At 73.0% G+C, this 1550-nt stretch carries 1 protein-coding gene; it reads right to left on the minus strand.

Going from position 1 to position 1550, the window contains the following annotated elements:
- Positions 1-1550, minus strand: a 1550-nt coding sequence (locus tag CHC09_RS47040; protein ID WP_483398210.1) for an ATP-binding protein, incomplete at both ends; no start/stop codon positions are given.

Genomic DNA, 1550 nt, shown 5'->3' on the forward strand with positions numbered 1-1550 from the left:
AGTAGTAGTGGCCGGAAGTTGCGGGGTGCGTCGGCGGCGCGGCGGGCCAGCCAGTCGCGGGCGTCCGTCGTCGCGGGGGAGGGGTCGCTGAGGCAGCGGGTCACCCGGGCGAGCGCGCCGGAGTAGAACCCGCGGAACCCCTCGCGGTGCGTCATCGCCGCGGCCGAGTGCTCTGCCAGGGCCGCGGCGTCGTCGGTGAGCAGCGCCGCCAGCGCCCGGTCCAGGTGATAGCCGGCCAGCAGGGGCAAATTCTCGCTGATGCCGTCCAGGTAGGCCGCCTCGTCGAAGTCCTCGCCGGCGAACGACCCCGGCCCGGCGGTCTGCCCCCGCAACATCCGGATCAGTTGCCGGTGTCCGACAGCGATCAGCCCGGCGAACCGGTTGCCGGTCTGTTCCGCGAAGGCCAGCACCGCCGCGGTCTCCTCGGCGCAGGTCTGCAGCGAGTCCTCGGTCTCCAGCAGCAGGACCAGCAACCGCGCCCAGTGCAGCCCGGCGACCTGCACGTCGCCGACCGCGAGCAGTTCGTCGCGGGCCTGCCAACCACCCTCGACGACCTCCTCCAGCGGCTCGAACCAGGGCGCGGCCAGCATCAGGTGTATGTAGGCGGCCACCGCCGCCGACGCCTGGTAACCGTGTTCGCGAGCGGCCCGCAGCGCGTGCCGGCTCAGCAGGTATCCGGTGCGGTGGTCGTCGAGCAGCCTGCTCGTCACGCGGATGGCTCCACCCAGGGTGCCGGTCAGCGGTGCGCACATCCCGTTGTGTTGCCACAGCACGTGTGTCTGCAGCACCAGCCAGGCGTACAGGTCCGGGGCGATCAGGTTGGTGGGCCCGAGCAGCCGCTCCAGGATCCGGGCCACCGCGACGATCCGCGGATCGGTGGACTCCCGCGCCGGGTAGGCCGGTCCATGGGCGGCCACCCAGTCCCGGAGTTCGAGCACGGCGCGCTGGTTGTCCGCGGCCAGGTCGGCCGACGGGGTGATGCCGAACCGCCGTAGCGTGTCGAGACCGAGAGCGATCGCCGCGCGGCACTCGTCGCGCTGGGTCAGGCTGTTGATCTGCACGGCGGTGGCCGCGGTCAGGGCGAGCGGGTCCGGGGAGCGAGCGGCGAGATCCCGGTAGATCCGGTCGGCGTCGGTGTGCCGGCCCAGGCAGTAGAGCGTAATGTGCCGGTCCATCGCGATCGCGTCCCGGTCGGCGTCGGCGACGGCGCTGGCCAGGACCCGGTCGGCGGCGGACAGCAGTTCGTCGGCGGCGGGATAGTTGGTGATCCGTGCGGCGTGGCGCCCGGCCCGGTGCAGCAGGGCCGCCGCGGTCCGGCGCTCGTCGTCGTCGCCGATCAGGCCGATGACCGGGAGGTACTGCTCGGCGGCCTGCTGCTCGTAGCCGTCGTGCTCGGCCAGGCGGCGGGCCATCGCCAGCCGTGATCGATCCAGTTCGGCGGCCGGGAGCAGATCCCGGGCGGCCTGCAGGACCAGGTCGTGGCGGAACTTGACGGTGCTGTCCGCGCTGATCAGGCCGTCGGTGACGGCGGGAGCGAGGTGGGCCCGGAG

This window comes from Actinoplanes regularis (assembly GCF_900188005.1).
GTDB lineage: Bacteria > Actinomycetota > Actinomycetes > Mycobacteriales > Micromonosporaceae > Actinoplanes > Actinoplanes regularis.